The 26,357-nt window shown below is 31.4% G+C and carries 23 protein-coding genes; 4 read left to right on the forward strand and 19 right to left on the reverse strand.

What is annotated here, in order from left to right; genetic code table 11:
- Positions 1-82: 82 nt before the first annotated feature.
- From J1D01_RS06850 to J1D01_RS06880, 7 genes are all read right to left on the reverse strand, one after another.
- Positions 83-361 (reverse strand): hypothetical protein, encoded by a 279-nt coding sequence (locus J1D01_RS06850; RefSeq protein ID WP_372936601.1) that lies wholly within the window; start codon positions 359-361, stop codon positions 83-85.
- Positions 362-502: 141 nt separating this feature from the next.
- Complete coding sequence (locus J1D01_RS06855; RefSeq protein ID WP_421150293.1) at positions 503-1,504, reverse strand: phytase; 1,002 nt, start codon at positions 1,502-1,504, stop codon at positions 503-505.
- A 1-nt stretch (position 1,505) separates the two neighbouring features.
- Complete coding sequence (locus tag J1D01_RS06860; RefSeq protein ID WP_421150294.1) at positions 1,506-4,340, reverse strand: TonB-dependent receptor; 2,835 nt, start codon at positions 4,338-4,340, stop codon at positions 1,506-1,508.
- 218 nt (positions 4,341-4,558) lie between these two features.
- Positions 4,559-4,819, reverse strand: coding sequence for a 50S ribosomal protein L27 (gene rpmA / locus J1D01_RS06865; RefSeq protein ID WP_076698461.1), 261 nt, complete (start codon positions 4,817-4,819; stop codon positions 4,559-4,561).
- A gap of 37 nt (positions 4,820-4,856) precedes the next feature.
- Positions 4,857-5,492: a 50S ribosomal protein L21 gene (gene rplU, locus J1D01_RS06870; protein ID WP_421150295.1), complete on the reverse strand. Its 636-nt coding sequence runs from the start codon at positions 5,490-5,492 to the stop codon at positions 4,857-4,859.
- A 97-nt stretch (positions 5,493-5,589) separates the two neighbouring features.
- Positions 5,590-6,042, reverse strand: coding sequence for a DUF4199 domain-containing protein (locus J1D01_RS06875; protein WP_421150296.1), 453 nt, complete (start codon positions 6,040-6,042; stop codon positions 5,590-5,592).
- Between the two features lie 79 nt (positions 6,043-6,121).
- The gene (locus tag J1D01_RS06880) at positions 6,122-7,000 is read right to left on the reverse strand and encodes a DMT family transporter (RefSeq protein ID WP_372936589.1); all 879 of its coding nucleotides are present in this window, start codon (positions 6,998-7,000) and stop codon (positions 6,122-6,124) included.
- A gap of 145 nt (positions 7,001-7,145) precedes the next feature.
- Here J1D01_RS06880 and J1D01_RS06885 point away from each other — a divergent pair, with 145 nt between their 5' ends.
- Complete coding sequence (locus J1D01_RS06885) at positions 7,146-7,535, forward strand: heavy-metal-associated domain-containing protein (RefSeq protein ID WP_372936587.1); 390 nt, start codon at positions 7,146-7,148, stop codon at positions 7,533-7,535.
- A gap of 104 nt (positions 7,536-7,639) precedes the next feature.
- On the opposite strand, the gene J1D01_RS06890 is transcribed toward J1D01_RS06885, so the two are convergent.
- The 5 genes from J1D01_RS06890 to mutY all read right to left on the reverse strand — a co-directional run bounded on the left by J1D01_RS06890 (position 7,640) and on the right by mutY (position 12,001).
- Positions 7,640-8,350, reverse strand: coding sequence for a hypothetical protein (locus tag J1D01_RS06890; RefSeq protein ID WP_421150297.1), 711 nt, complete (start codon positions 8,348-8,350; stop codon positions 7,640-7,642).
- Positions 8,351-8,493: 143 nt separating this feature from the next.
- On the reverse strand, positions 8,494-9,072 hold the full coding sequence (gene gldD / locus J1D01_RS06895) for a gliding motility lipoprotein GldD (RefSeq protein ID WP_421150298.1): 579 nt from the start codon (positions 9,070-9,072) through the stop codon (positions 8,494-8,496).
- Complete coding sequence (locus J1D01_RS06900) at positions 9,072-10,376, reverse strand: gliding motility-associated protein GldE (protein WP_421150299.1); 1,305 nt, start codon at positions 10,374-10,376, stop codon at positions 9,072-9,074. Before J1D01_RS06900 ends, gldD begins: the two co-directional genes overlap by 1 nt.
- Positions 10,377-10,428: 52 nt before the next feature.
- Positions 10,429-10,872 carry a single-stranded DNA-binding protein gene (locus J1D01_RS06905; RefSeq protein WP_421150300.1) on the reverse strand — a complete coding sequence of 148 codons (444 nt, stop codon included), beginning with the start codon at positions 10,870-10,872 and terminating at the stop codon, positions 10,429-10,431.
- Positions 10,873-10,960: 88 nt separating this feature from the next.
- Complete coding sequence (gene mutY / locus J1D01_RS06910; protein ID WP_372938235.1) at positions 10,961-12,001, reverse strand: A/G-specific adenine glycosylase; 1,041 nt, start codon at positions 11,999-12,001, stop codon at positions 10,961-10,963.
- A gap of 142 nt (positions 12,002-12,143) precedes the next feature.
- On the opposite strand from mutY, the gene J1D01_RS06915 reads away from it, so the two are divergent.
- Positions 12,144-12,434 (forward strand): HU family DNA-binding protein, encoded by a 291-nt coding sequence (locus tag J1D01_RS06915; protein ID WP_076698473.1) that lies wholly within the window; start codon positions 12,144-12,146, stop codon positions 12,432-12,434.
- 405 nt (positions 12,435-12,839) lie between these two features.
- On the forward strand, positions 12,840-14,384 hold the full coding sequence (locus J1D01_RS06920; protein WP_421150301.1) for an Rne/Rng family ribonuclease: 1,545 nt from the start codon (positions 12,840-12,842) through the stop codon (positions 14,382-14,384).
- A gap of 99 nt (positions 14,385-14,483) precedes the next feature.
- On the opposite strand, the gene J1D01_RS06925 is transcribed toward J1D01_RS06920, so the two are convergent.
- From J1D01_RS06925 to J1D01_RS06940, 4 genes are all read right to left on the reverse strand, one after another.
- Complete coding sequence (locus tag J1D01_RS06925) at positions 14,484-15,914, reverse strand: T9SS type A sorting domain-containing protein (RefSeq protein ID WP_421150302.1); 1,431 nt, start codon at positions 15,912-15,914, stop codon at positions 14,484-14,486.
- A 120-nt stretch (positions 15,915-16,034) separates the two neighbouring features.
- Positions 16,035-17,066 (reverse strand): NADP(H)-dependent aldo-keto reductase, encoded by a 1,032-nt coding sequence (locus J1D01_RS06930; RefSeq protein ID WP_421150303.1) that lies wholly within the window; start codon positions 17,064-17,066, stop codon positions 16,035-16,037.
- Between the two features lie 185 nt (positions 17,067-17,251).
- A complete protein-coding gene (locus J1D01_RS06935) occupies positions 17,252-18,211 on the reverse strand; it encodes an OmpA family protein (protein ID WP_372937752.1) in 960 nt (319 codons plus the stop codon).
- 31 nt (positions 18,212-18,242) lie between these two features.
- Positions 18,243-19,007, reverse strand: a complete 765-nt coding sequence (locus tag J1D01_RS06940) for an exodeoxyribonuclease III (protein WP_421150304.1) — start codon at positions 19,005-19,007, stop codon at positions 18,243-18,245.
- Positions 19,008-19,132: 125 nt separating this feature from the next.
- Here J1D01_RS06940 and J1D01_RS06945 point away from each other — a divergent pair, with 125 nt between their 5' ends.
- Positions 19,133-22,552 carry a hypothetical protein gene (locus J1D01_RS06945; RefSeq protein WP_421150305.1) on the forward strand — a complete coding sequence of 1,140 codons (3,420 nt, stop codon included), beginning with the start codon at positions 19,133-19,135 and terminating at the stop codon, positions 22,550-22,552.
- On the opposite strand, the gene J1D01_RS06950 is transcribed toward J1D01_RS06945, so the two are convergent.
- The 3 genes from J1D01_RS06950 to J1D01_RS06960 all read right to left on the reverse strand — a co-directional run bounded on the left by J1D01_RS06950 (position 22,549) and on the right by J1D01_RS06960 (position 26,353).
- Positions 22,549-23,448, reverse strand: coding sequence for a M28 family peptidase (locus tag J1D01_RS06950; protein ID WP_372937749.1), 900 nt, complete (start codon positions 23,446-23,448; stop codon positions 22,549-22,551). The genes J1D01_RS06945 and J1D01_RS06950 overlap by 4 nt on opposite strands.
- Before the next feature lie 123 nt (positions 23,449-23,571).
- Entirely contained in the window at positions 23,572-24,315 is a 744-nt protein-coding gene (locus J1D01_RS06955; protein ID WP_372937754.1) for a succinate dehydrogenase/fumarate reductase iron-sulfur subunit, read from the reverse strand.
- Positions 24,316-24,337: 22 nt separating this feature from the next.
- Positions 24,338-26,353 carry a fumarate reductase/succinate dehydrogenase flavoprotein subunit gene (locus J1D01_RS06960; RefSeq protein WP_421150306.1) on the reverse strand — a complete coding sequence of 672 codons (2,016 nt, stop codon included), beginning with the start codon at positions 26,351-26,353 and terminating at the stop codon, positions 24,338-24,340.
- Positions 26,354-26,357: the final 4 nt, after the last annotated feature.

Consider the following 26,357-nt stretch of genomic DNA (forward strand, 5'->3'; position numbering starts at 1 on the left):
GTTTGATCTCAGTATTTCACATAAAATAAAAAATCCCAAGCTATATATTTAGTTTGGGATTTTTTTTTAAAAATTTATATCGTTAAACATCTTTAGGTTCATATTCTCTTTCAAAATACAACCAAAGACTAGAGTCTATAGATGTTTTAATTCTATTAATATCTCCCCCTTCTTTTAAAAATACGGTTATGTTTTCGCAGGCTCTATTTCTAGCAACACTTTCACAAATTTCTATGTGTTCAATTTCATTAAAGTGTTCTAAATGCTTTTTAATTCTTGAGTCTAAAGATTCATCACGTAAAAAAATCTTAATTACAGGCTGGGTTGGGGAATTACGTATTTCTGATCTAAATGGTAGCATAAGCACAAATTTTTAAAGTAAAACATATTGTTAATTGCAAATGCAATACCCTAATTTAATGTTTTTTTATGTTAAAATCAATAAAAAAAGCCCTTTTCTGTAATAGAAAAGGGCTGTATGTTATAACAATATATTAGACTACTACTGTAGATTAAGCTTTTTTAAATCATGAAAGAAGAAGTTCTTTTCATCATTCATACTTACAAATAACCCATTAGGGAATTTATCACCCAAGGCTTCTGTTGTTACCTCACACCCATCGGTTTCTGTAGTTCCTAAATTAAGTTCTTTAATAAAGGCATTGGTTTTTAAATCAAAAATATTGAATGTACCTGCCTGTTGATTTGATACTATTAAAAATGAATTGTCTGGATAATGAGCTATGGCTATACCTTCAATATCTTCTTTAAAATATTCGCCCCCAAAACAATAAATTTCTTTGTTTCCTTTTGAAGGTTCTGCGTAATATTTACGAATGCAATGACCTTCATCTGAATAATAAACAATACCATTTTGATTATCTACAGCAATGGCTTCAATTTCTTTTTTACCACTAAACTCACCAAATTTTCTAACTAAATTTGCTTTAACACCTGTACTATCTGAAACCAATTCATACTGATATAAATATCCGTTTTTAGGTCCTGTTTTTCTGCCTACAATAGCATAAAATTTCTTGGTTTTTGCTGATTTATACAAAGCTATACCCATTGGTAAATTAGCCTCTGGCATTTTAGCATCTGTAAAAACTTTAAACCCTCCGTTATCTAATGGTTTCATATCTGGTACAGAAAACAATCTAATTTGTTGACGCTCTCTTTCAGTAAAAGCAATGACATCAACTTTTGTTGAATCATTTAACTGAAAACCATATTCTAAATCTACATTATTTGGACGTTTTAAACCTCTAATGGTTTTTTCTTCTATTATTTTACCATCTAAATCAAAGGCGTAAATGGCACCCTCTGTATCTTTATCTGTTCCGAAAACAATACTTTTAGAAGCATTATTTTTGTTTACCCAAATAGCAGGGTCATCTGTATCATGTAATGTCTTTTCTGTAATAACATCTGGAGCTATTACAGGCAACTTTTTTCCGCATGATACTAATATTAACCCAATTAATATAATAAGTTTATTCATTTTAATTTTTTGCTTTAAATAAATCATACTTTAAACCAAATGTAATGCGTCTTCCGTAATATTCAGCTTGCATAGTTCTGTTTTTAACTCCTTGAAAGTAACGCAATGGCTGATCTGTTATATTGTTTAAATCGAAATATAATCTTAAGTTGTCATTGAAAGCGTAAGACGCATTAAAATCTAACAAGAATTGCTCATCATAGTATCTATCTTCAAAGGCATTCCCTCCAATTTCATCAATATAAGCATCTGAATAGTTTGCAGATAAACGCAAGTTTAATTTTTTACCGCTATACGACACCGAACCGTTAAACATGTTTGGGGCTGTACCTGGTAAGTCTAAATCATCACGCTCATCACCATCTTCATTTCTAATACCATCTGCACTAGAGGTTAAATACGTGTAGTTTGCCATAACCCCTAAATTTTTAAGGAACCCTGGTAAGAAATCTAACTGACGCTGAAAAGATACCTCTGCACCAGTAATTGTAGCATCATCTCCGTTTTGAGGCTGAAAAGCATCGTATCCTGTAGTGGTATCTTCAAACTGGAAAGTATAAATGAAATCTGATATATTTTTATGAAACACTCCTCCAGAAATAATACCAACACTTTTAAAGTAGTGTTCTGCCATTAAATCAAAGTTCATAGAAGTTGTAGCTTCTAAATCTGGGTTTCCTAAAAATATTTCTTCATCATCATTAACAACATCTATACTTGGTACAATATCGGCATAATTAGGTCTTGCCAATGTGTTTGTCCATGCAAAACGCAATACCGTATTGTTGCTAATGTTATATTTAAAATGTACGCCTGGTAAAATATTTAAATAATCTTTTTCTTCTGTAATAATACCTATTACATCTTCTTCGTCTTCAATTTCATTACCAGTTGCTTCTGTTTTTGTACTCTCTAATCTTACTCCTGCTAAAACACTAAGTTTATCTGATAATTTTTGATCAAACATAGCGTAAGCTGCATAAACATTTTCTTTAACTTCATAGTTTGCTCTTACGTACTCATCTGGCACATCTGATTCTTCAAATAAAGATGCATTAGAAAAATCTAAATCGCCCAAAAATTCTTCGTCTACAAAAAATCCAGCTTTGTACTTGCTACCCGCTAAATAATCATCCGTTGTTTTATCTACTAGTGGTAGGTTTAACATGTTTTCATAAAAGACTTCATTTAAACCTTCATACTCAAAGAAGTTATTATCTCTTTGTTTTTCTTTTACTTTAGCTCTAGCACCAAATTTTAAGGAACCTCCTTTACCTAATAAGTTTGTAGGTAATTTAAAGTTAACAAAGGCATTAAAATCTTTTTCGTCTGTATATTGATTTTCTTCGGTAAATTCACCAAATTCAAAATTACTTGGAGAGGCATCGGTTGAATTTTCGGGAGTAAATAAAGGAAATTTAGAATTTGATACATCATTTAAAATTACATATTCAGATTCATATACTACATATCTTTCATGTAAACGTTCTTCTGAGGCTTTTGCATAAGATGCTAACCAATCTAACTGCAGTTTACCAAATAAATGCTCACCTCCTAAACTATAGTTTTGCATACGCTGGTCTTCTAAACGTGCATTTTTATTTCTATCATTATCAATACCTCCTTTAGTTTCTCTTTTAACTTCTACTGGAAATCTTGTTGGAACTCCATCTGTAATTGTAAAATCTCCTTCTTCTATATCTTCGGCATCTAAAATTTCATGCTCTAACCTAAATCTATTTTCTCTATCGTCACGCCAGTTGTACATAGATTTAATAAAGATTTTGTTATTGGCATTAAATGCATAATCAAAATTAGCTGAAAAACTTCTACGAATTCTTTGAACAAAATACGCGCGTTGTTCAAAAACGTTGGTATATGGATTTACATCTACTTCAACTTCTTCGTCTGCATCGGCATCATAATAAGCAAACTCATCTGTCCATTCTGCTTCTATATTATCAGAGCCAAAATCGTTATCGTTAATTGATGATGATACCATCCATCCAAACTTGCCGTTTTTACTTCTATCGCCTATTAAGAAAGAAGCATTAAGTATTCTTTTGTCTGTAATTGTGTTAACTCCAGAACCTAAGGTAGCTGCAACTCTAAATCCGTTAGGAGATGTTCTAGTTACTAAATTTACAGACCCCCCTAAAGCATCTGCATCCATATCTGGTGTTACGGCTTTATTAACTTCAATAAGTTGAATCATGTCTGATGGAATAAGGTCCATTTGAACATTTCTATTATCACCTTCGGCCGAAGGAACTCTACTACCATTTAATGTAACCGAGTTTAATTGAGGTGCTAAACCACGAATAATAATATTTCGTGCTTCACCTTGATCTACTTGCATAGTAATACCAGGAATACGTTTTACGGCGTCACCAACATTAGCGTCAGGAAATTTACCAATTTGATCTGTAGAAACTATATTAGTAATGTTTTGTTTGTTTTTTTGAGCATTTAAAGCCTTTGCTTGCCCACTATTATAACCATTAATTACAACATCTTCTAACTCTAAAGCTTTTGCACTAATTGCTATAGTAACATTTGTTGTTTCACCTTCTTTTACTTCTACTTCTGTTTCGGTATCGGCATACCCTAAATACATGACTTTAATAGTTTGGTTTCCTGAGGGAATATTTACGAAAACAAACTTACCATCTGCATCGGAAATCACGCCTTTATTAAGTGATTCCATTAACACATTAGCAAAAGGAACGGCTAGTCCTTTTTCATCAATAATTGTTCCTTGAATATTTCCGTTTTGTGAAAATCCTAAAAAAGAAAATATAAAGGTTAATAATAAAAATGCATATTGTTTTTTCATGATTAATTAATTGGTTAATTATTAATGCGAAATAACAAAAGCACCTTACCATCTTTATTAATTAAATTTTAAGTTATAGTTATTTATACGAAAGAAAAAACCTATATTTTAAATTTACTTAACATTAAGAAGAACTTTAGTAAACATAAATAACAATAAAAAAAGCTCCTTCTGAATTAACAGAAAGAGCTTTTAATGTATTTTATAAAACTTACTTACTAAGCCTCAAATGGCTCAATAGACACGTAAGATTTATTGTCTTTTTTCTTAGTGAATTTTACAATACCATCAACTTTGGCGTGTAATGTGTGATCTTTAGAAGAATATACATTTTCACCAGGGTGATGTGTATTTCCTCTTTGTCTTACGATAATGTTTCCTGCTATTGCAGCTTGACCACCAAAAATCTTAACACCTAAGCGTTTCGATTCTGATTCTCTACCGTTTTTCGAACTTCCGACTCCTTTTTTATGTGCCATTTTATTTCGATTTTATTTTAACAATAAGAAATAAAGCTTAAGCCTTACCTCCATCTAATTCGTCTTGCCATTTTTTAAGTTCATCCCACTTACCTTCTGCAGCTAATTTAGCTTGTTCTGGCCAAGTGTCTGTAACATGGTTACCTCTTACATCAGCAATAATTTCAGAGATTTTCTCTGGAGTAGATGCTGCTAAATCTGCAAATGTTGCAATTCCAGCTTCAACTAACGTTGATGCAATTTTAGGTCCTATTCCTTCTATTTTCTTTAAGTCATCTGCTTTTCCTGTAGCTTTTTTAGCTACTGGTTTAGCTTCAGCCTTTGGAGATTCTTTTTTTGCTGGAGCAGATTTTTTAGCTCCTGATGTAGCAATACTTTCTATTACTATCTCTGTTAAGGCTTGACGGTGACCATTTTTTACACGGTAACCTTTACGTCTTTTCTTTTTAAAGACTATTACTTTATCACCTTTAAGGTGCTTAACGACTTTTGCTCCAACTTGAGCGCCGTTTATAGCCGGGGCGCCAACAGTTACTTTGTCTCCATCTGCAACTAAAAGAACATTATCGAAAGCTACTTTCTTCCCTTCTTCAGTTTGTAAACGGTTAACAAAAACTTTTTGGTCTTTTTCAACTTTAAATTGATGCCCTGCTATCTCTACAATTGCGTACATAGCGTAACGTTTTTATTAATTAAATTATTTAAACATTGCCTTCAATTCTTCTTAGGCGGGTGCAAATATACTGCTAAATTATTAATCTACAAACGTTTTAAAGATTTTGAGGTATATTTCTGCTATTTTTAAAAAGTTGCATTACAGAGAGCGTTGCAACTACAGATGTTGCTAACCCCATAACAGCAACAATAAAGGTTATCATACCAATATTTACATCAAACTTCCCTTTAAAAGTTTGTAATAATTCTGGCAAAAAATTGGTGTTTACTTCAGTGGTATAGAATAAAAAGAAAATTGTAAACACAAAGGTAGCAACAAAACCTGTTATAATACCAGTTTTAAAGCCTTGACCATATGAAAAAGCAGTAGGAAATTGCAACTTACTTAATTTTACGGCTTCATACACGCCAAAGCCTGTGATAAATGCATTGAAAAAACTAAAAGCTGGATTTATATGTTTATTAAACAATGATAGAATCAAAAAATATGCTATTAAAACAGCACTAGTAACAAGGCCAAATCTTATAGGAAGTGATATTTTTTTCATCTTAGTTGGTATTAGAGTTTTCTTAAATTTCGTAAAAAAAAATGACATTTAATAATTTAACTCTAATTATATGAGGCCATTAGCGCTTCTTTTTATGAGCTAAATACACACCTATAAGAATAATAATGGTGGCTATTCCTTGTAAAAAGCTAAAACGTTCACCGTCTAAAACACCCCAAAATACAGCAACAATAGGCATTAAATAAGCTACAGAAGACGCAAAAACAGGAGTAGACACTTGCACTAATTTATTAAATAGCACTTTTGCAATAGCTGTTCCAAATAATGATAACACTAACATATAGAGTAACGCAGGCTTTAAGTTTTGATTTGTGAGCACTTCTGTTTTAAAAAAACCTGTACTAATTAAAACTACAACTGCTGGAATTATTATAGCTGTAAAATTGCCTATTGCAATTGTTAAAGGATTAACATGTTGCAAATGTTGCTTTAATATATTTATACTTGCTGCATAACTACATGCTGCTACTATTACCAAAGCAGCATATAAATAATTCTGATTTGGATTTAAAGAAATTCCATTAATAATTAACATTATTGTACCTAACAAACCAACAAAAACACCTAAAACCTGTCTTTTTGTTGATTTTATTTTAAAAACAAAAAAACCAAGTATAATAGTATTTAATGGCACTAAAGAGTTTAAAATAGAAGCTATGGCACTATCAATTTCTGTTTCTGCAAAAGCAAAAAGAAATACTGGAAAGAATGTGCCCAATAAACCCGTTATTATAATCCATTTCCAATCTTTCACAATGATATTTTTTACTTTTCTAAAACCAATAAGAAAAAGAAACATGGCTGTAAAAATTATACGTATGGCTCCTAACTGCATTGGAGTTAAACCATTTAAGCCTTTTTTAATAAGTATAAATGAGCTTCCCCAAATTAATGAAAGTACTAATAAATAAATCCACTTTGGATGAAATGCCTTCATAGATCTTTCGTTTAAATCACAAATTTGAACTATTTAATCTAATTACACATCTTTATTTATTAATTTTGTAATCTATAAGATGTTGGTTTATTATTAAATAATAACCTCTGTTTAAACACATTGCTTTAATTTAAATACTTAAAACATGAATACTTTGAAAAATATTTTAGGATTAACTATAATGGTTTTGTTAGCTTTTGGTTGTAAAAACGAAACAAAAGCAGAAGTAAAAACTGTTGAGGTTGCAACAGAAACTGCTAAAGAACTAGATCCTAATGCCAGCTACGCTAAAGCAGAATTTACTATAGATGGTATGACTTGCGAAATTGGTTGCGCCAAAACTATAGAAAAGAAAATAGCTAAAATGGAAGGCGTAAAATTTGCTAAAGTAGATTTTGATAAAAAATTAGCTATGGTTGAATATAACGAAGCTAAAGTAACTCCAAATACTTTAGAAGAAACCGTAACCAACGTTGCCGATATTTATAAAGTAAGCAACATGAAAACTGTTGATAATTTTTCAGTATCACAGTAAAACTATATACTTTTATTACACTTTAGAGATTAGTTAAAAAAGATATTTTTAGCTATGGTTGTTTATGAAACAAATATAGACAACCATAGCTAAATAAAAAACACTTAACACTTTCTGTAAGAAAATTTAATCATATAACAGCACATAGCATAATGTGCTAAGTTAAAGGATATAATAGCAAAAAAATTAAACAATGCATATTTAGTAAGGAACAAATTTGCCCCTTGAAAACAAGAACTAATAAAAACAAGGATTGCAGAAACTATTAAAAACTTGTTAAGTTTAGTTTTATTACTTAAACCCAATAAAAGTGCGCTAAAAACAAATACAGTTGCAGATAAAACATACAATGTTGTTTCTTGTAAAACAAGCATTTGATTCATTCCTTTAAAATAAACCGTAAAAGGTACACCTACTAGCACTATTAATACCACAGCCAATTTAAAAGCTAATTTTGTATCTACCTTTTTAAAACGTTTAAACAATAAAACGCTGTACAGAAGAAAAGCTATAACATGGTATAGTAAACCCTTAGAGTTATACTCCTGATATGGGTTATTGAAATTACAAATTCCTAAGAAATTAAAAATTATAGCAAGTATAAACAACAAACTTCTTTTGTTTGTATTTAACATGTAGATAACAAAAATTAGAGGAAAAGAAGCAAACATTGTTACCTTTCTATCTAAATATGTTGGTAAAACAGCTCCTAAAGCATCAATAAAAATAATACCAAAAAATATATAGTTTAATAATATTTTTTGACAAAGTAATTCCCACAATTCTTTTATTACTTCTGTTTTGTATGTTTTCAACGTGCTTTATGCTATTAATTTTCCTCTTAGGTGAACGAAAATATAACTAATAGAAAAGAAGCAAAACGTTATTGTGTTTTTTTAAAGCTAATTAAAAAAAATAAAGCACTTTATCGAAGAAAACCACACTTTAAACGCTCTTATTATTTCCACCTAATAGTTTCCATAATACGCCTCATATCTTTTTGTAAGTAATGAGATGCAGGCAAAATGGAATCATAATTAGGTTTGGCATTGAAATACATTGATCCCGTTAAAAAATGATTAACGCTATCTGTAACATAAAACTGTGCTGGTGAAGCCACATTACCTTTAACTACAGACAACATACCATAAACTTTTTGGTTTTTATTTTCATAAGGAAAACGGGGAATTTCGTCTGCTTTTTTCGTGTGCTCTAAAGTGAATTTTTGGGCGTCTCTTAAAAAATCTTCTAAGTTCTTCCTGTTTCCTTCTATAGCTTTATATGTTAAAAATATAGTTCCCTTTAACGCAGGATAATCTATATTAATACCATAACTTTCTGTTGTTGCCTCCATTTTTTTTGTAGAAACACTTTCAACCATTACATTAGTTTCAAAAGTAAAAGGCAAATTAAGTTTGGTTTCTACATATTTAGCTTCTAGGTAGTCTAGCCTTAAAAAAGCTTTAGGCTTAGGCTTATAGTCTTCACCACAAGACACACAAATAAATATTAACAAAAGGTATATATAGCTACGCATTAAGTTACTGTGAATTTAACAAGTTTTATTCTTTTTTTATCTAAAGCTTCAATAGTAAAAACGTAATTTTCAAAATTTATTTTACTATTAAGTTTTGGAAAACTACCCGATATTTCTAAAACAAAACCTGCAATGGTTTCTGCTTCACCTTTGTTTTCTTCAAAAACAGATTCGTCTTTAATTTTAGTAATTTTATAAATATCTTTTAAAGCTGTTTTACCTTCAAACACATAATTATTTTCATCTAGTTTAGAGTATAGTAAATCTTCATCATCAAACTCATCACTAATATCTCCAACAATTTCTTCTATAATATCTTCTAAAGAAATTAAACCTGATGTTCCTCCATATTCATCAACTACAACGGCTAAATGAACTTTTTTTTCTTGAAATTCAGCCATTAAATCGTCTAACTTTTTATTTTCTGGAACAAAAAATGGCTCCCTAATCAATTTAACCCAGTCAAACTGCTTTTTGTTTATGTGAGGCAATAAATCTTTAACGTAAAGAATACCTTTTATTTGATCTATGTTTTCTTCATAAACTGGAATTCTAGAATATCCATTCTCAATAATTTCTGGCATAATTTCGGCATATTTCTGCTCTACATTTAAAGCAAAAATATCAATACGGGGTCTCATTACTTGTTTGGTATCGGTATTCCCAAAACTTACAATACCTTGAAGTATTTTATGTTCTTCTTTAGTAGTATCTTCTTCGCTAGTAAGTTCTAATGCTTGCGATAGTTGATCTACACTTAAGTTTGATTTTTGTTTCCCTAATTTATTATGAATAGCCAAGGTAACATTTTGCATGGGCAAACTTATAGGTGAAAACATTACATCTAAAACCTTTAATGGGTATGCCATAAAAGAGGCAAATTTAATATTGTTTCTACTGGCATATATTTTTGGCAAAATTTCACCAAACAACAAAATAAGGAATGTTATTAAAATTACTTCTAATAAAAATTTTACAGTAGTATCTGCAATATTACCAAAAATAAAATCACCTAAGTATGCAAACAAAATAACCGTTGCAATATTTATGAAGTTATTAGCTACTAAAATGGTGGCTAATAATTTTTTGGGACGTTCTGTGAGTTTTGCAACTACTTGCATACGTTTAGAATTAGTTTCTAAACCTTGTTCTATATCATTCTTAGTTAAAGAAAATAAAGCTACTTCGGCTCCAGAAATAAGTGCAGAACAGAGCAGTAGCAAAAATAGTAATGCAAAACCAGAAATCATTGAATAATTTAATACAATGACTAAACTTAAAAAACTCGCGGGGTCAGGGTCCAAATACTTTGGTTTTAGTTAAACAAAAAGCCTTTATTTTAGGCTTATTAATTATTTAAAATGGAAGATCATCATTTGTATCTTCTGCAGGTTTACTAGCTGGTTTATCTTTAGCTACTGGCGATTGAGCCGCGGTATTTATTGCGTTATTTTCACTTTCTTTTTTTGTAGTTAAAAATGTAAAATCTGTACATTGAATTTCTGTACTGTAACGCTCATTACCATTATCATCTTGCCATTTGCGTGTTTTTAGGCGTCCTTCAATGTAAACTTTATCTCCTTTACTTAAATACTTTTCGCAAATTTCAGCAGCTTTATTTCTTACCACAATATTATGCCATTCTGTATTGGTTACACGCTCATTGGTTTGTTTGTTAGTATAGGTTTCATTTGTAGCTAAAGGAAATCTACCTACACACCCGCCACCTTCAAAATAATGCATTTTTACCTCATCTCCTAAATGCCCTATTAGCATTACTTTATTTAATGTTCCTGACATAGCTTTTATTTATTTGTAGTTGCAAAATTACTTAATTGTAACTCATTTTTAAAATTAATAAAAAAATATGATAAGCCATTCTTTTAGTTTAAAAACTAAAAGCATCTATAAAATTGCCAATTAAAATAGGTACGGGGTAGCTTTGAACATCATTTATCAAAATTCCTTTAACAGGAAGCTCTTTAACTTTAACAATCCAAAACTTAGAATGTAAGTGCTGATGTGATAGTTTATGAATAATACTCTTATCATTATAGAGTATAATTTCAAACGGCATATTTTTTAACAAGTCATGTGTTTTTGCTAGTGCTTTAAAATCTTGATAATTGAAATCTGATTTTGTTTCAACCAAAGGAAACTGATATAAGTTTTGCCAAATACCCTTACCTTCTCGCTTTTCTAAAATTGTTTTCCCATCTTCTGAAATAAAAACTAAAAAATTGAAATATTTCTTTTTGGCCTTAGCAGATTTAATTTTTACAGGCAAGTCTACTATTCTATTCTCATTGAAAGCTATACAGGAATCATTAAATGGACAAATGGAGCAATCTGGATTTTGAGGTTTACACTGTACAGCACCAAACTCCATAATAGCCTGATTAAATGTTGCAGGGTCTTTTTTATCAATTAATTCTTGTGCTACACTTTTAAACTCTTTGCCACCTTTAGTACTATTAATGGGTGTTTCAATTCCAAAGTAACGAGATAAAACACGGTACACATTACCATCTACAACCGCTGTAGGTTCATTAAAACAAATTGAAGCAATGGCACTAGCGGTATAATCGCCAACACCTTTAAGTTTTAATAAAGCTTTGTAATTATTAGGAAATTCTCCTTGTAATTCATTAGCAACATATTTTGCAGTGGCATGTAAATTTCTAGCTCTAGAATAGTAACCTAAACCTTGCCATAACTTTAAAACTTCACTTTCATTAGCTTTTGCTAAATGAAAAATAGTTGGAAAAGTGTTTAAAAATGCATAATAATATGGTAACCCCTGCTTAATTTGTGTTTGCTGCAAAATGATCTCAGACAACCAAATACAATAAGGGTTTTTAGTTTGCCTCCAAGGAAGATCACGCTTATTGTTTGAGTACCAGCTTATTAAAGATTTTAAAAATTGCATTGATTCTTTTTATAAAAAGCGCTAAAATTAACGTTTATAATATTAAATTTTAGTGAATTAGGTTTGAAATATTGAATATTAAATCCCTATATTTGCATCCCTTAAAAATTTTATATAGTAATCTAAAAAATAAATAATTAAAATGACGAAGGCTGATTTAGTAGCAAAAATTTCTGAGAAATTAGGAATTGAAAAAGGAGATGTACAAGCAACTGTTGAATCTTTTATGGAAGAAGTAAAAACATCTTTAGAAAGTGGAGACAATGTTTATTTAAGAGGTTTTGGAAGCTTTATTATTAAAACAAGAGCAGAAAAAACTGGTAGAAACATTTCAAAAAACACTACAATAAAAATACCTGCACACAATATTCCTGCATTTAAACCTGCTAAAGTTTTTGTTGAAGGTGTTAAAACTAACGTAGACGTTAAGTAATAAACGCATTAAAATAAATTATTAATTAAAAACACACTATTTATGCCAAGTGGTAAAAAACGTAAAAGACATAAGGTAGCGACACACAAGCGTAAGAAACGCAGACGCGCTAACCGTCACAAAAAGAATAAATAAATCAAAAAAGTAGTTAGATTAACTACTTTTTTGGTTAAAAACAAAAACGTTCTTTGAAATGAGTTCCATAAAGTATGGAGCTCCACGGGTTAAAAAAATCCTGTGATTAGGATTATCTAAAAAAACTTTTTAGGTAACCTTAAAAATATTGTTTAATCCATCTATACTATAATAGTTGTTAGTTGCTAGTTGCTAATTATTAGTTTTTGAAAACTTTTATCTTTTAACTTATAGCTTTTAACTAAAAACGTATGGATAAAAATTAACTACATGGATAAAGAATTGATCATCCGATCTAGTTCTGATGCTGTTGATTTTGCCTTATTAAAAGATGGAAAACTAATTGAGTTACAAAAGGATGAAGATGATAACAATTTTTCTGTTGGTGATGTGTTTATAGCCAAAATAAGAAAAACTGTTCCTGGTTTAAATGCTGCATTTGTTAATGTAGGTTATGAAAAAGATGCTTTTTTACATTATCATGATTTAGGCCCAAAATTACCTTCTCTTTTAAAATTCACAAAACGTGTAAGCACAGGTAAACTAAAAGATTTTTCTTTAAAAAATTTCCCATTTGAAAAAGATATTGATAAAGACGGAAAAATTGTAGATGTCTTAAAATCAAATCAATCGCTATTAGTACAAATAGTAAAAGAACCTATATCAACCAAAGGCCCTAGAATAAGCTCAGAGCTTTCTATTGCTGGTAGATATATTGTTTTAGTACCTTTTTCTAGCAGAATTTCTATCTCACAAAAAATAGAAGACCGCGAAGAAAAAGACCGCTTAAAACGCTTGGTAAAAAGTATAACACCACAAGGGTTCGGAATTATAGTTCGTACAGTAGCACAAGGCAAAAAAGTAGCCGAACTAGATAAAGATTTACAGAATTTGCTTAGTCGATGGACGGCAATGTGTAAAAAGTTACATAAAGCCCATCATCCCAGTAAGGTTTTAGGAGAGATGAATAAAGCCTCGTCTATTTTAAGAGACATATTTAACGACTCCTTCACAGCTATACATGTTGATGACGAAGAGCTTTATTATCAAGTAAAAGATTATTTGCAAGAAATTGCACCAAAGAAAGAATCAATAGTTAAATTGTATCAGTCTAAAATACCAATTTTTGAAAAATTTGGTGTTGAAAGACAAATAAAAACCTCTTTTGGAAGAACCGTTTCCATGGCTAAAGGTGCCTATTTAGTAATAGAACACACCGAAGCTTTACATGTTATAGATGTAAATAGCGGAAACCGCTCTAATAAAGCCAACAACCAAGAGGATACAGCACTAGAAGTTAATTTAATAGCTGCTACAGAAATAGCACGCCAATTACGATTACGTGATATGGGTGGTATTATAGTAGTAGATTTTATTGATATGACGAATGCTGCCAACAGGCAAAAATTGTTCAATCATCTTCGTGATGAAATGAAAGACGATAGAGCAAAACATAAAATATTGCCACCAAGTAAATTTGGTTTGATACAAATTACAAGACAGCGTGTACGACCAGAAATGAACATTAAAACCCGCGAGGAAAATCCTAACGGTGTTAATGGTGCCGAAGTTGAAGCACCCATTGGCTTAGTACAAAAAATAACGCAAGATCTTGAAGTATTGCTTAGAAAAGACTATAAAAAGGTGACCTTAAACACACATCCTTTTATAGCAGCCTTTTTAACCAAAGGTTTTCCATCTATACGTTCAAAATGGTTTTTTGAACATAAAAAATGGGTGAAAATATTACCTAGAGATGCTTACACATATTTAGAATACCACTTTTTTGATAAAGATGGTAATCAAATTAAATAACTTAAAACGCCTTACTAAGCAAATAGTAAGGCGTTTTTTTTATTAAATTTAGAATTATCAAATTGTTTAAATAAACTTTAACTTTTCTTAAATTATAATCTATTGCTTTAGTATTTTATGAATAGAATATTGATTAGAAACTAAATCTAATGCTTTAACAAAATAAATACCTGCTGTTAAATTTGAGACATTTATTGAGTTTGAATTTGATTTTAATATTGTTCTGCCATTCAAATCATAAATTTTAACAACACAATTTTCACAAAAATTGATATTTAAAATATTATCAACAGGGTTTGGATATATATATTTTCTTAGCTCACTATCTTTTTTTTTTTGATTCAGAGGTTCACAAAATACAGTTAAACTATTAAACCAGTTGAGAGCATAGTTAATTGTAGGAATTAAACAGGTTTCATGCGTCCCAGATGAATTCAAATCAATCCCTACAACATCTGACGATCCTAATGCATTCATTTCATTAACTGCAACTATTGAATTAAGTGGGGTTACAGAAGTATCTCCACCACAATACAGGAGCCTTATTGGTTCATTAGACACCCAATTATGCACATCGTTTTCTCTTGCTGCTTTTCTAAAAGGGTGATTAGATTTATTTTTTATGTTATCTACCACAGAATCTTGCATAAAAGTATATAAATTGTTTGGGATTTCTGAGTTCCATTGATTATTAGAGAATGTACCATCAGATAAATAGTTCCCAATAGTAACATCATATGGACTATCATAATATTCATTTAAGTTATTATAAAGGTTTCCATAAATAAACTGATAAGATGCAGCTGCATATGGAATATACTGTGAGGTGTAATACACAGGACTATCATCAAAAATAAAATCTATTTGGGTTTTTGATATCTCTAATGGAGCAGAGAGAGGAGCAGATGCTACAACGTTAAACTCATCTTTTAAATCATTTACTGTAATATACTTATGTGTAGCCATGGTAGCATGCCCTCCTTGAGAATAACCAGCTAAAAAAAGTTGATTATTGTCACTTATTGACAAACTATTAGTTAAAAATTCTCGGGCAGCCCTTATCAAATCAAGTGAAGCAGTTGCTTCAGACTCCCAATGAATATAGGGATGAACACCAGAGTTTTCACCCATTCCTAAATAATCAGGCATAGTAGTTATATAACCATTCCCAGAAAAAAGCAATCCTTCATAATAATATTGATTATTTGAAGGCACACTATTTTTATTAAATTGTGTACCATGATGATAAGAAACAAATGGTAACTCATCACATAAACCTTGAGGTAAATACAGAGCTCCAGAAGCTATGGTTGGGTTACCATTAACATCAACAGTATTATATATAATCTTATAACTTATTACAGCGTTAACATTATTTATATCCATATTTATTATAGAAGCCACCTGCTCTTTAGATCTATTAAATAAAACCTCTGCACTAATTAAATTTTGGGCTACAGAAAAGTACGAACTTAAAAATATCCCTATAATAAATATATATGTCTTTCTACAATCTTTTTTTACCAACATAAATTCATTTTTAATTATTCCTCTTTAAATTAACATAATATTTTGGATTACAAAATATTAGCTGTTTTTCTGTGAAATTATATATTTAGATCCCAAACAAATGTATGTGTTTATATAGTATTATGGCGCAGGATTGGGAATAGCTTTATGCACCTCATTAATAGCATCTAAAACTTCGTTATTTAAAGAAACATTAATACTGTCTATATTTTCTTTTAGCTGTTCTAAATTAGTTGCTCCAATAATATTAGCTGTTACAAAAGGTTGGTTGTTTACAAAGGCTAAAGCCATTTGTGCTAATGAAACTCCATTGGCTTCGGCTATTTTTAAATATTGAGTTGCTGCTTTTGTTGCTTCTAATCCGCTATATCTTGAAAACCTAGGAAACAGTTTTAATCTTGCGTTTTCTGCTGCAATTCCCTTAATATATTTACCCGATAATACGCCAAATGCCATTGGTGAATATGCCAATAAACCTACATTTTCTCTTAATGAAACCTCAGCTAAATCGCCTTCAAAGGTTCTATTAAGGAGAGAATAGGCATTTTGAATGGTTATAACTCTGGGTAAATTATGCTTTTTAGACTCTTCTAAATAACGCATGGTTCCCCATGAATTTTCATTAGAAATTCCTACTTGCCTAATTCTTCCGGCTTTAACTTCTTTATCTAAACTATAAAGAATGTCATTGAAATTATCTTCCCAAGCCGTATCTAATTTATAATCTCTTGTGCCAAATCTATTGGTATCTCGCTCTGGCCAGTGTAATTGGTATAAATCTATGTAATCTGTTTGAAGACGTTTTAACTCGGCATCAAGAGCTTCTTTAATGGCATTACCTTTAAATCCATTAGTACGGATGTGTGCTGTATAATCTCCAGGACCAGCAATTTTTGATGCAATTACTAGTTGGTCTCTTTTCCCATGTTTTTTTAACCAAGTTCCTATTATTTTGCTAGTACGTCCACTTGTTTCTGCATTAGCAGGAACTGGATACAACTCTGCGGTATCAATAAAGTTAACGCCTTGATTTGTTGCATAATCTAGTTGTGCATGCCCTTCGGCTTCTGTGTTTTGATTGCCAAAAGTCATGGTGCCTAAACATATTTTGCTAACTTTTATATTGGTATTTGGGAGTGTTGTGTATTTCATAGTAGACTATTTAAACTTCTTAAATTATTATATTTCTTAGAGTTTTTTAGATTGACAAAGATAAAAAACCGTTAAAAGCCTTTTTTAGCTTTTAACGGTTTTTTATGCGTTAGGGATTGAGGCATTTGTTGGAGCTCCTCATAGAGAGCGACTGCCGAAAGCCCGACCCTTGTGGTAACGCCATTTTAATTTTCATTTAACAGCTTAGAAAGTTCATCTAACTTTGGTGTTAGAACAACTTCTATTCTTCTGTTTTTTGCTCTTCCTTCGGCGGTATCGTTGGTGGCTATTGGTGCGTATTCACCACGTCCTGCAGCTGTTAAGTTTTCTGGATTGATGGCTGCATTTTCTCTAAGGATGTTTACAATGGCTGTAGCTCTTTTTGTTGACAAATCCCAATTACCGCTTAATTGCCCGCTACCTTTGTATGGTACATTATCTGTATGCCCTTCAATTAAAACTGCTATGTCTGGATTGTCTGCAAGTACATTACCTAACTGCTGCACTGCTCTACGCCCTTCTGTACCTACAGCCCAACTTCCGGAACCAAATAATAATTTATTTTCCATAGACACATAAACTTTACCGTCACGCTGTTCTACGGTTAATCCTTTACCTTCAAAATCTGTTAAAGCTCTAGAAATTGCATCTTTTAAAGCACTCATTGCGGCATCTTTATCTGCAATAACTTTTTCTAATTCTGCAACTCTGTTTGAGCGATCTTCTAGTTCTTTTTTAAGTTTTTCTAAACGTGCATTTTCTGCTGCTAAGGCTTGTTCTTTTGCTTCTAATTGCGCTAATAATTCTCTGTTTTTTTGTGAATTTTTAGCTATAGCTGCTGAACTGTTTTTTTCTAATGCATCATAAGACGCTTTTAAATTAGCGTAGTTAGATTTTAATGCATTATAGTCTGATTGTAACTTGTCTCGTTCTGCTACAGCTTCATCATAAGCTGTTTGTAACTGCTTTAACTCATTTTTTGCTGCATTTTTTTCTTTTAAAAGTGCATCATTAGCATCAGATAATTTTCTATTTTCATTTTTTAAATTATTGTACTTACCCTCTAATTCTTTATAAACTTTGGGAGATACACATGAAGTTAATACTACTAAAGTTAATACTAGTACTGAAAATTTTTTAATCATTAGGTTAGGTTTTGGATTTGACTGTATTTAATTATTTATCTATTTCTAAAAGTATTGGGCAATGATCACTATGAACAGCATCTTGAAGTATAACGGCTCTTTTTATGTTTTCTTGTAAAGGTTGTGCAACCATGGCGTAATCTAATCGCCATCCTTTATTGTTAGCCCGTGCATTTGCTCGATAACTCCACCAACTATATTGTTGTTTTTCTGGGTTTAAGTAACGAAAAGAATCTATAAAACCACTGTTAATAAAAGCGCCTATCCATTTGCGTTCTACAGGTAAAAATCCTGAAACATTTTTTAACCCTTTAGGATTGTGAATATCTATTTCTTCATGACAAATATTATAATCGCCACAAATAATAAGGTTGGGTATGCTTTTTTTAAGTTTGTTTATGTATTCTTGAAACATATCCATGTACTCTAGTTTATGCTCCAATCTAGCAATATTTGTGCCAGAAGGTAAATATAAACTCATAATTGAAAAATTATTGAAATCTACTCTTAAATTACGGCCTTCAAAATCCATAGATTCAATACCTGTACCATATTCAACATGATTGGGTTTTATTTTACTTAAAACAGCTACACCGCTATACCCTTTTTTCTGGGCACTAAACCAATAGTGATAATTGTAACCGGCCTCTTCAAAAATACTTAAATCTAACTGTTCTTTTAAAGCCTTAATTTCTTGTAAACAAATTACATCTGGATTGGCTGCTTTTAACCAATCTATAAACCCTTTATTTACTGCGGCTCTTATTCCGTTTACATTGTATGATATTATTTTCATTACTTGATTCTTTGTATTTCAGCTAAATTAAATAATGCATTACTTTTACACTATAGTTTGTTATAGCTTTTATTCATAAAACTATAAACAAAATATTTTAAACTAATTGAAGTTTAAATATCTAAATGAAATACTATTTATCTTTTATACTCTTTGTTTTTAGCTTTTGCATTTTTGCTCAAGAGCAAAACTCAAACTACAAAACAGTTAAAGTTGCTGTAAAAAATTCTATTAAAATTGATAGTGTTAGCTTAAACTCTAGTTGGTTTTTTATAAAAACTAAAGAAGATACTTTGATTGATTCTTCTTATTATAATATAGATTTTCCCAAAGCATTATTAACATTTAAAAAACCCATAAAAACAGATTCAATAGTAATAAATTATTTAAAATTCCCTGAGTTTTTAACTAGAACCTACAAACAGTTAGATGAATCTATTATAGTTACTAATAACAGCAGCGCACAAACACTTTATAAATTATCTCAACCTAATACCAACAGCACTTTTATGCCTTTTGATGGCTTAACAACCTCTGGAAGCATATCTAGAGGGGTTACTATAGGAAACAATCAAAACTCGGTTTTAAATAGTGAATTAGACTTACAAATTATTGGAAAACTAAATGATAAAGTATCTCTTAGAGCCTCTATTCAAGATGCTAACATCCCTTTACAAGAAAGTGGTTATAGCCAACGTTTAGATGAATTTGACCAAGTATTTATTGAACTTTTTAGTGATAATTGGAGCATTAGAGCGGGAGATATCGACTTACAAAACAACCAATCTTACTTTGCAAAATTCTCTAAGCGGGTTCAAGGATTATTGGTTAATACCAACTTAGGCGAAGAGAAACAAAACAACTTATTTGCAGCTGGTGCTATTGTTCGTGGTCAATTTACAAGAAGTCAATTTACCGCCCAAGAGGGTAACCAAGGACCTTATAAACTGCAAGGACCCAATGGCGAATTGTATGTTTTAGTAGTTTCTGGCAGTGAAACCGTTTATGTTAATGGTGTTGCTGTAAAACGTGGTGAAGATCAAGATTATATTATTGATTATAATGCCGGAGAAATTATCTTCAACTCAACCTATCCTATAACTTCTGAAATGCGTATTACAGTTGATTATCAATACAGCGAACGAAATTACTCCAGATTTGTAGCTTATGGAGGCGGTAATTTAAAAAACGAAAAGCTAAAAATTGGAGTTTCTGTTTATTCTGAAAGTGATGCTAAAAATCAACCCTTACAACAAAATCTCTCAGACGAGCAAATACAAATTTTAGCCAATGCTGGCGATGATAGCTCGCAAATGGTAGCTCCTTCAGAAGTCAGGGAGTCCTTTACGGAAAATCAAATTTTATATAAAAAAGAACTTGTTAATGGTGTTGAAGCTTTTGTGTTTTCTAACAATCCTGACGACGAGTTATACCGAGTAACATTTACTCAAGTTGGAACCAATCTAGGTAGCTATATTTTAAGTGACACAAATGCTATAAATAATATTTACGAATTTGTTGGTGAAAACCAAGGTGATTATGAACCCATTGTGCAACTTGTAGCACCTACCAGATTACAAATTGCGGTTGTTAATGGCAGCTATCAACCTAATGAAAAAACTAATATAAATTTTGAATTTGCTGGTAGTAAAAATGATTTAAACCTATTTTCATCTGCAGATGATAATAACAATAATGGGTTTGCTGGAAAATTAAACCTAGAACAAAGTTTAATAAAAAAAGACAGTCTTTGGTCTTTAAATGTTTTTGCAAATGTTGACCATGTTCAAGAAAATTTTTCAACTATAGAGCGGTTGTATAACGCAGAATTTTCTAGAGATTGGAATTTATTGTCATCAGATGAAACAACATCAAGTATTATAAACGGTAATCAAACTTTAATGAATTCGGGCTTAAAACTATTTCACCCCAAAAAAGGTTATGTTAATTACCAGTTTGAACATTTAAACTATTCTAGTGATTTTAATGGGAACAGACATGTAGCTAATACAAATTTATTATTTAATAATCTCAGAATTAACTCTTATTCAAGTTTTTTAAATGCTACATCTAGCAGCTACAAATCTACTTTTTTAAGGTCTTACAACACGTTTACTTATGGTATGAAAAAAAGTTGGGTTGGTACCAAACTAGCTATTGAAGATAACCAACAAACTGAGGTTGCTACAAATACGTTAACCGCTTTAAGTCAAAAATTCAAATCGTATGAACTGTTTCTTGGTATGGGAGATAGCACCAATGTTTTTGTTGAAATTGGCTATAAAAATAGGGTAAATGATAGTATAAGAGACAACCAACTTAAAAAAGTTAATACATCAAACACATTTTATTTAGATTCTAAGCTCATTCAAAATAAAAACACCAATGTATCGGTATATGCTAACTACAGATATTTAAAAAGTGAAGATGCTGAAATTGAGGATGAAAAGTCTTTTAATTCTAGGCTTCAATTCAACCAAAAACTTTTTAAAAATATTGTTCAATGGAATACCATATTTGAAACCAACTCGGGCTCTTTAGCCCAACAAGACTTTACTTATGTTGAAGTAGAAGCAGGACAAGGCACTTACACTTGGATTGATTATAATGAAAATGGCATTCAAGAATTAGAAGAATTTGAAATAGCGCAATTTCAAGATAAAGGCAAGTACATAAGAGTACTTTTACCCAATCAGGTTTATATAAAAACGCATCAAAACAGGTTAAGTCAAACCCTTACTATTAACCCCTCACAATGGGCTGTTAGCCAACAAAAAACTAAGAAATTCTGGTCTCATTTCTATAATCAAACTAGCTATTTGATAGATAGAAAAAATGAAAGAGATGGCAACAGTTTTAACCTAAATCCTTTTAATAGCAATGTAAACAATCAATTAGGGCTTCAGCTTAACTTTAGAAACGTGTTATTTTTTAACAGAGGCAAACAAAAATATACCACTTCTTACACCTATTTAGAGAACAAAACAAAAAGCGTACTATCTGTTGGTTTTATTGAAAATAATTTAAAAAGTCATCAGCTTAATTTCAATCATAAAATATCTAATAATTGGCTTGTAACATTACTTTCTGCCATTGAAGATAATGAAAGCTTAAGCGAGAATTTTGCTAGTAAGAATTATAATTTTGAAGAAACAAGATTTAGCCCCAAACTATCATATTTATTCAATGACAACTCTAGCTTTGATGTATTTTTTCAATATGCAAAAAAAGAAAATGCAGTTGCAGATTTTGAAACCTTAAAACAACTAAAATATGGGGCATCCTTTATGTTTTCAAGTAATGCTAAAAGCGCTATAAATGGCGAATTTAATTTCTTTTCTAACACCTTTAATGGTAGTGCAAGCACCCCAGTGGCATACCAAATGTTAGAAGGGTTACAACCCGGAAAAAACTTTACTTGGACACTTTTAGCTCAAAAAAAACTTACTAAATTTTTAGATTTAAACTTAAGCTACTTTGGAAGAAAAACCGAAACTAGTAAAACCATACATACAGGTTCTGTACAACTAAAAGCATATTTTTAAAGTGCATCAATTTTATTAAAAACTGAAATAATAACATTTACAGCTTCTACATAAAACTCTGGATGAATATTTTTAAAATCATCGGTTGGCTCATGATAGTCTTCATGATCTTCTACTCCAAAATATAAGAATGGGATACCTTTTTTATGAAAATTAGCATGATCTGATGCATACACCCAACTATCCTTTTTATCATACCCATCATGCCCAATAACAAGCTTAACTTTTTTTGATGTATTACAACAAACTACATTTTTAAATGAACTATATATATTTGATCCTGATACAAATAATTCATTTTTATCACTCCGGCTAATCATATCCATATTTATATTAATCTTAATTTTTCTTTGAGAAAAAGAAAGATTATTTACAAAATATAATGAGCCTTTCATATCTAATTCTTCAGCGTCAAAGGCTGCTAATATTACAGAGTGTTTGGGTGGGTATTTTCTAAAATATTCAGCAAAACTAAACAACGCACTTAAACCAGAAGCATTGTCATCAGCTCCATTATAAATTACTCCGTTTTGAATACCTTCATGATCATAATGTGCACTAATAACAATAAATTTATTGGGCTTAGTAGCTCCCTTTATATAGCCTAAAATATTAGTCCCTCTGTACTCTTTCCTTCCTTTGGCAAACACAAATGGCTGTTCATAACTCTTTCTTAGAGGTTTTACTTTTAAGCTATAAAACTGATTAATAATATATTCTTTTGCTTTAACCGCCCCTCTAGTACCTGTACGCCTGCCTTCAAATAAATCTGATGAGAGTGCTTCTACATGCCTTAATAGCGTCTCTTTACTAAATAAGGTGTCATTTAAATTAGATTGAGCTTTTAAATTTAAAAAAACGAAGAATAAAAGTACTACAATGATTGCTCTAGGCATGTAAAAGGTTTCTTAACAAATAATAAAGATACCTATTTTTTAAATTTTAAATTGAAAAAACTAAAAACAAAAAACCCATGTCTTAAAAAAGACATGGGCTATATATAAAATTATTGCTTTATTTTACTTTAGGGTTGCTTTTAACAACTCTCTATTCATTCTGGCAATATTATCTAAAGAAATACCTTTAGGGCACTCTATTTCACAAGCTCCGGTATTAGTACAGTTTCCAAAACCTTCTAAATCCATTTGCGCTACCATGTTTTTAACACGGTCTGCAGCTTCTATTTGACCTTGAGGTAATAACGCATACTGAGATACCTTAGCCCCAACAAATAACATAGCAGAAGAGTTTTTACAAGTAGCCACACAAGCACCACAACCAATACAAGTAGCAGCATCCATAGCTTCATCAGCTGCATGTTTAGAAATTGGAATAGCATTAGCATCTTGTGTGTTACCTGAAGTGTTTACAGAAATATAACCTCCCGCTTGTTGTATGCGTTCAAAAGCTGTTCTATCTACAATTAAATCTTTAATTACAGGGAAAGCAGCAGCTCTCCATGGCTCAATGTAAATAGTATCACCATCATTAAACATACGCATATGTAACTGGCATGTGGTAATACCTCTATCTGGACCATGAGCTTCACCGTTGATATATAAAGAACACATACCACAGATACCTTCTCTACAATCATGATCAAAAGCAACAGGCTCCTCGCCAGACTCAATTAATTGTTCATTCAGAACGTCCATCATTTCTAAGAAAGACATGTGTTCTGAAATATCATTCACCTTGTAAGTTTCCATCTTACCTTTAGATTGGGCATCTTTTTGACGCCATATCTTTAATGTTAGATTCATTCCTTTTCCTGACATAACTTTCTTATTTGTATGAACGTTGTTTTAATTCAATGTCTTTAAATTCTAATTCTTCTTTATGTAATACCGCATCGGCCGGCTCTCCTTTATATTCCCAAGCAGCAACAAAAGCGAAGTCTTTATCATTACGTTTGGCTTCTCCTTTTTGCTCTCCAGATTCTTCTACAGATTCTTCTCTAAAATGTCCCCCACATGATTCTTCTCTCATCAAAGCATCTTTGGCAAATAATTCACCCAACTCTAAAAAGTCTGCTACTCTTCCTGCTTTTTCTAACTCCGGATTCATTTCGTTAGCAGAACCAGGAACTTTTACGTCTTTCCAGAACTCTTCACGAATGGCTTTAATTTCAGCCATAGCTTCTTTTAAACCTTTTTCATTACGTGCCATTCCTACTTTATCCCACATAACTTTTCCTAGTTTTTTGTGAAAATAATCAACCGATTTAGAACCATTATTATTCATAAAGAAGTCTATGCGTTCTTTGACGTCTTTTTCGGCTTCAGCAAACTCTGGTGAATCTGTTGGGATTTCACCGGTTCTAATATCATCTGCTAAATAATCTCCAATAGTGTATGGCAATACAAAATACCCATCAGCAAGACCTTGCATTAATGCTGAAGCTCCAAGTCTGTTAGCACCGTGATCTGAGAAGTTAGCTTCTCCAATACAGTAGCAACCAGGAATGGTTGTCATTAAGTTGTAATCTACCCAAATACCTCCCATAGTGTAATGAGTTGCAGGATAAATCATCATAGGTGTTTTGTATGGATTTTCATCTACAATCTTCTCATACATTTGGAATAAGTTTCCGTATTTAGCTTCTACTATTTTTTCACCTAATTCAGTTATTTTTGCTTTTGAAGGATTGTCAATTCCATGAATTTTTGCTTGCTCTTTTCCGTAACGCTCAATAGCCGAAGCAAAATCTAAATAAACGGCTTCTCCAGTAGCATTTACACCATAACCAGCATCACAACGCTCTTTTGCAGCTCTAGAAGCCACATCACGAGGCACCAAGTTACCAAAGGCGGGATAACGACGCTCTAAGTAATAATCTCTATCTTCTTCAGCTATTTCGGTAGGCTTTTTTCTGCCTTCTCTAATAGCCATAACATCTTCCTTATGTTTTGGCACCCAAATTCTACCATCGTTACGTAAAGACTCAGACATTAACGTTAGTTTAGACTGATAATCTCCTGAACGCGGAATACATGTTGGGTGAATTTGTGTATAACATGGATTAGCAAAAAATGCGCCTTTTTTGTGTATTTTCCAAGCTGCCGTAGCATTAGATCCCATAGCATTGGTTGAAAGGAAATATACATTTCCGTAACCTCCTGATGCTATAACCACTGCATGTGCAGAATGACGCTCAATTTCGCCAGTTATTAAATTTCTTGCAATAATTCCTCTTGCTTTTCCATCAACAATAACAACATCTAGCATTTCATGGCGGTTATACATTTGTATTTTACCGCGTGCTATTTGACGGTTCATAGCAGAATAACAACCTAACAATAATTGTTGCCCTGTTTGCCCTTTAGCATAAAATGTTCTTGACACTAATACACCACCAAATGAACGGTTATCTAAAAGCCCTCCATAATCGCGTGCAAAAGGAACTCCTTGTGCCACACATTGATCTATGATATTAGCTGAAACTTCTGCTAAACGATATACGTTAGCTTCTCGCGAACGATAATCTCCTCCTTTTACTGTATCGTAAAATAGTCTATAAACAGAATCCCCATCGCCTTGATAATTCTTAGCTGCATTAATACCTCCTTGAGCCGCAATTGAGTGTGCTCTTCTTGGAGAATCTTGATATGCAAATGCTTTTACGTTATATCCTAACTCTGCTAAAGTTGCAGCGGCAGAACCACCTGCTAAACCAGTTCCAACTACTATAATATCTATATTACGTTTATTAGCTGGATTTACTAAGTTTATTTTATCTTTATAAGTAGTCCATTTATCTTTAATAGGACCCTCTGGTACTTTTGAATCTAAAACACTCATATTC

This window comes from Seonamhaeicola sp. NFXS20 (genome assembly GCF_049132085.1).
Taxonomy (GTDB): Bacteria; Bacteroidota; Bacteroidia; order Flavobacteriales; family Flavobacteriaceae; genus Seonamhaeicola.

Coding starts and splice junctions, on each gene's coding strand:
- gldD (WP_421150298.1), bottom strand. CDS start 9,072: ATGCGTAGCTATATATACCTTTTGTTAATATTTATTTGTGTGTCTTGT.
- J1D01_RS06950 (WP_372937749.1), bottom strand. CDS start 23,448: ATGCCTAGAGCAATCATTGTAGTACTTTTATTCTTCGTTTTTTTAAAT.
- J1D01_RS06960 (WP_421150306.1), bottom strand. CDS start 26,353: ATGAGTGTTTTAGATTCAAAAGTACCAGAGGGTCCTATTAAAGATAAA.
- J1D01_RS06915 (WP_076698473.1), top strand. CDS start 12,144: ATGACGAAGGCTGATTTAGTAGCAAAAATTTCTGAGAAATTAGGAATT.
- rpmA (WP_076698461.1), bottom strand. CDS start 4,819: ATGGCACATAAAAAAGGAGTCGGAAGTTCGAAAAACGGTAGAGAATCA.
- J1D01_RS06930 (WP_421150303.1), bottom strand. CDS start 17,066: ATGAAATACACAACACTCCCAAATACCAATATAAAAGTTAGCAAAATA.
- J1D01_RS06925 (WP_421150302.1), bottom strand. CDS start 15,914: ATGTTGGTAAAAAAAGATTGTAGAAAGACATATATATTTATTATAGGG.
- J1D01_RS06885 (WP_372936587.1), top strand. CDS start 7,146: ATGAATACTTTGAAAAATATTTTAGGATTAACTATAATGGTTTTGTTA.
- mutY (WP_372938235.1), bottom strand. CDS start 12,001: ATGCAATTTTTAAAATCTTTAATAAGCTGGTACTCAAACAATAAGCGT.
- J1D01_RS06955 (WP_372937754.1), bottom strand. CDS start 24,315: ATGAATCTAACATTAAAGATATGGCGTCAAAAAGATGCCCAATCTAAA.
- J1D01_RS06880 (WP_372936589.1), bottom strand. CDS start 7,000: ATGAAGGCATTTCATCCAAAGTGGATTTATTTATTAGTACTTTCATTA.
- J1D01_RS06935 (WP_372937752.1), bottom strand. CDS start 18,211: ATGATTAAAAAATTTTCAGTACTAGTATTAACTTTAGTAGTATTAACT.
- J1D01_RS06850 (WP_372936601.1), bottom strand. CDS start 361: ATGCTACCATTTAGATCAGAAATACGTAATTCCCCAACCCAGCCTGTA.
- J1D01_RS06875 (WP_421150296.1), bottom strand. CDS start 6,042: ATGAAAAAAATATCACTTCCTATAAGATTTGGCCTTGTTACTAGTGCT.
- J1D01_RS06905 (WP_421150300.1), bottom strand. CDS start 10,872: ATGTCAGGAACATTAAATAAAGTAATGCTAATAGGGCATTTAGGAGAT.
- J1D01_RS06940 (WP_421150304.1), bottom strand. CDS start 19,007: ATGAAAATAATATCATACAATGTAAACGGAATAAGAGCCGCAGTAAAT.
- J1D01_RS06860 (WP_421150294.1), bottom strand. CDS start 4,340: ATGAAAAAACAATATGCATTTTTATTATTAACCTTTATATTTTCTTTT.
- rplU (WP_421150295.1), bottom strand. CDS start 5,492: ATGTACGCAATTGTAGAGATAGCAGGGCATCAATTTAAAGTTGAAAAA.
- J1D01_RS06920 (WP_421150301.1), top strand. CDS start 12,840: ATGGATAAAGAATTGATCATCCGATCTAGTTCTGATGCTGTTGATTTT.
- J1D01_RS06855 (WP_421150293.1), bottom strand. CDS start 1,504: ATGAATAAACTTATTATATTAATTGGGTTAATATTAGTATCATGCGGA.
- J1D01_RS06945 (WP_421150305.1), top strand. CDS start 19,133: ATGAAATACTATTTATCTTTTATACTCTTTGTTTTTAGCTTTTGCATT.